This window comes from Zavarzinia sp., assembly GCF_041650655.1.
Classification (GTDB): domain Bacteria; phylum Pseudomonadota; class Alphaproteobacteria; order Zavarziniales; family Zavarziniaceae; genus Zavarzinia.
On record NZ_JBAZKR010000209.1, the window covers coordinates 1 to 3,617 of the forward strand.

Sequence of the window (3,617 nt, forward strand, 5' to 3'; positions counted from 1 at the left end):
GACATCAAGGGCGAAAATTGGGGCCTAACCGCCGGCTTCCGGTTCCGGCATGGCCGCGTGCTGCTGTTCGATCCCACTGACCCGGCGTCGTCGGCCTACAATCCGCTGCTCGAGGTGCGGCGCGGCGACAAGGAAGTCCGCGACGTGCAGAACATCGCCGACATTCTCGTCGACCCCGAAGGCGCGCTCGAGAAGCGCAACCATTGGGAAAAAACCAGCCATTCGCTGCTGGTCGGCGCGATCCTCCATGTTCTCTACGCGGAACCCGACAAGACGCTCGCCGGCGTCGCCAACTTCCTTTCCGATCCGAAGCGTCCCGTCGAGGCGACGCTGCGCGCCATGATGAACACGCCGCATCTGGGCGAAGCCGGCGTCCATCCCGTCATCGCGTCATCGGCCCGCGAACTGCTGAACAAGAGCGACAACGAACGCTCTGGCGTGCTTTCGACCGCCATGTCCTTCCTCGGCCTCTACCGCGATCCCGTCGTGGCGAAGGTGACGGCGCGCTGCGATTGGCGCATCGCCGATCTCGTTGCGGGAGACAGACCCGTCAGCCTCTATCTCGTCGTCCCGCCGAGCGACATCAACCGCACCAAACCTCTGATCCGCCTGCTGCTCAATCAGGTCGGGCGGCGGTTGACCGAAGACCTGAAGACCTCGGCCAATCGTCATCGGCTGCTGTTGATGCTGGACGAGTTTCCGGCGCTCGGCCGGCTCGATTTCTTCGAGTCCGCCCTGGCCTTCATGGCGGGCTACGGCATCAAGTCCTTCCTGATCGCGCAGAGCCTCAACCAGATCGAAAAGGCGTATGGCGCGAACAATAGCGTGCTCGACAACTGCCATGTGCGCGTCGCCTTCGCCACCAATGACGAGCGCACCGCCAAGCGAGTGTCGGACGCGCTCGGCACCGCGACCGAGATGCGCGATTCCACCAACTATGCCGGCCACCGGCTTTCGCCCTGGCTGGGGCATCTGATGGTGTCGCGGCAGGAGACGGCCCGGCCGTTGCTCACCCCCGGCGAGGTGATGCAGCTCCCGCCCGCCGATGAATTGCTCCTGGTCGCGGGCGTGCCTCCGGTGCGCGCGAAGAAGGCCCGCTACTACGAGGATGCGCGGTTCCGCGAACGTATCCTGCCGCCGCCGAAACCCGCAGGCGCGAAAGCGTCGGCGAAGCCCCCCGCCGACGATTGGTCCGCCTTGGCGATCCCGGCCGCATCCGCAGGCGCGACGCCGGGGAGCGCAGCCGGCATGACCGCCGATCCCGCCAACGCCGGCATCCGCCGCGAGCCGGAATTGCCAGAACATGAGGAAATCGCGCCGCCCGAGCGCCCGGCGCTCGGAGAGTTCGACCTGCTCGACGACGAACCGGACCTCGATGCCGCCAAGGCCCGCAATCTCCGCCTGCGAGCCGGGTCCATCGCCCGGCAGGCGACGATGGACCCGGCCGATGGCGTCGAGTTGTGAGGTGACTGGCCATGCAGACCAAGACCCGCATGAACGTCTATTTCGAGCCGGAGCTTCTGAAAAAGGTCGAGGCGCTGGCGCTCCGGCGCCGCGTCTCCAAATCCGCCGTCATCGAAGCCGCCGTCGCCTCCTTCCTGTCGGCTGACGCATCGGAGCGATTGGAGGCCGTCTTCGCGCACCGCATGGACCGGCTTGGCCGCCAGATCGATGGCATGGACGAAGACCTGGCCATTCTCGGCGAGACGCTGTCGCTGTTCATCCGCTTCTGGCTGACCATCACCCCGCCATTGTCCGACAGCGCGCAGGCGTCGGCGCGGGCCAAGGGCGTGGAGCGGTTCGAGAGCTTCCTGCAAACTCTCGGCCGGAAACTGGCGACCGGGGATCGCTTCCTCAGAGACCTGTCGCGCGACATCGACTCACAACGCAGCAAAACCGCCGACCCGGAGTAAGGGACGCCGATGAGGTCGGCGAGATTTTACTCAACACCGCCGTTCTCCTGTATTTGCGCGCTACGCTACTACTCTCGCAAATCCTTGTTGAGCCGGCCTGATTTCTGGCTCTTTTAATCATCCCCGTCCGGGGACCGTCTGATCTCTCCCCGGCTGGATCGGGGATCGGATGGCGATTTCACAGAACAATTCGGAAGGACTGGCGCGCGGGGCGCGGATGCTGCGCACCGCGCTCGGCCCCGCCATCGCCCGCTTCATGGAAGACGCCTCCGTCGTCGAGGTGATGCTCAATCCCGACGGGCGCATCTGGATCGACCGGCTCTCGGAAGGGCTGGCCGACACGGGTGAGCGCCTCTCGCCCGCCGATGGCGAGCGCATCGTGCGCCTGGTCGCGCACCATGTTGGCGCCGAAGTCCATGCCGGCAGCCCGCGCGTCTCGGCCGAGTTGCCCGAGACGGGGGAGCGGTTCGAGGGCCTGCTGCCGCCCGTGGTGGCGGCCCCGGCCTTCGCCATCAGGAAGCCCGCCGTCGCCGTGTTCGGCCTCGACGACTATGTGAGCGCCGGGATCATGTCCGCCGCGCAGGCCGAGGCGCTGCGCCAGGGCGTCGCCGCCCGCGCCAACATCCTCGTCGCGGGCGGCACCTCGACCGGCAAGACGACGCTCACCAATGCGCTGCTCGCCGAAATGGCGAAGACCGCCGATCGCGTCGTCATCATCGAGGACACGCGCGAGCTGCAATGCGCTGCGCCCAACCTCGTCGCCATGCGGACGAAGGATGGCGTCGCCTCGCTCTCCGATCTCGTCCGCTCCTCGCTTCGCCTGCGCCCCGACCGCATCCCGATCGGCGAGGTGCGCGGCGCCGAAGCGCTCGATCTCCTCAAAGCCTGGGGCACCGGCCATCCCGGCGGCGTCGGCACGATCCACGCCGGCAGCGCCATCGGCGCGCTGCGGCGCATGGAACAGCTCATCCAGGAAGCCGTCGTCACCGTCCCGCGCGCGCTGATCGCCGAGACGATCGACCTCGTGGCCGTGCTCTCGGGCCGCGGCCCCGCACGCCGTCTCTCCGAACTCGTCCGCGTCGAGGGCCTCGGCCCAGACGGCGATTACCGCGTCGCGCCTGCCGTCAGCCCCCCCGCCTGCGCGAACGGCGGCCCCGCGCCCTCTCTCATCCCCGCCAGCCCCGAAGGAGAAGCCCTGTGATCCAACGCCTGCACCAAATCCGTCCACGCCTCGTCGCGGCGCTATCCATCGCCACGCTCTCCGTGGTGATGGCGGCTCCCGCCCACGCCTCCGGCTCGTCGATGCCGTGGGAAGCGCCGCTGCAATCCATCCTGGAGTCGATCGAAGGTCCGGTCGCCAAGATCATCGCGGTCATCATCATTATCATGACCGGCCTGACGCTGGCCTTCGGCGACACGTCCGGCGGCTTTCGCCGCCTGATCCAGATCGTGTTCGGCCTGTCGATCGCCTTCGCCGCCTCGAGCTTCTTCCTGTCGTTCTTCTCCTTCGGCGGCGGAGCGCTGGTCTGATGCTGGGCGCGGCCGACGACGTGCCGGGCTTCACCGTGCCGGTTCACCGGGCGCTGTGCGAGCCGATCCTGCTCGGCGGCGCTCCGCGCGCCATCGCCATCATGAACGGCACGCTGGCCGGCGCGCTCGGCCTGGGTCTGCGCCTCTGGCTGGCCGGCATCGTGATCTGGGCCA

4 protein-coding genes and 1 pseudogene are annotated in these 3,617 nt (G+C 67.8%); all 5 read left to right on the top strand.

Annotated elements, in window-relative coordinates:
• Positions 1-1,464 (top strand): IncP-type conjugal transfer protein TraG (gene traG, locus WC493_RS22295; protein ID WP_373068671.1); only part of this gene is annotated, 1,464 nt, incomplete at its 5' end.
• Between the two features lie 11 nt (positions 1,465-1,475).
• A complete protein-coding gene (locus WC493_RS22300) occupies positions 1,476-1,913 on the top strand; it encodes a ribbon-helix-helix protein, CopG family (protein WP_102114760.1) in 438 nt (145 codons plus the stop codon).
• Positions 1,914-2,082: 169 nt separating this feature from the next.
• A complete protein-coding gene (gene trbB, locus WC493_RS22305) occupies positions 2,083-3,114 on the top strand; it encodes a P-type conjugative transfer ATPase TrbB (RefSeq protein WP_102114759.1) in 1,032 nt (343 codons plus the stop codon).
• A gap of 17 nt (positions 3,115-3,131) precedes the next feature.
• Positions 3,132-3,443, top strand: coding sequence for a TrbC/VirB2 family protein (locus WC493_RS22310; RefSeq protein WP_370466019.1), 312 nt, complete (start codon positions 3,132-3,134; stop codon positions 3,441-3,443).
• Positions 3,443-3,617: pseudogene (locus WC493_RS22315) on the top strand (conjugal transfer protein); the annotation flags it as partial. The gene WC493_RS22310 and the pseudogene WC493_RS22315, both read left to right, overlap by 1 nt.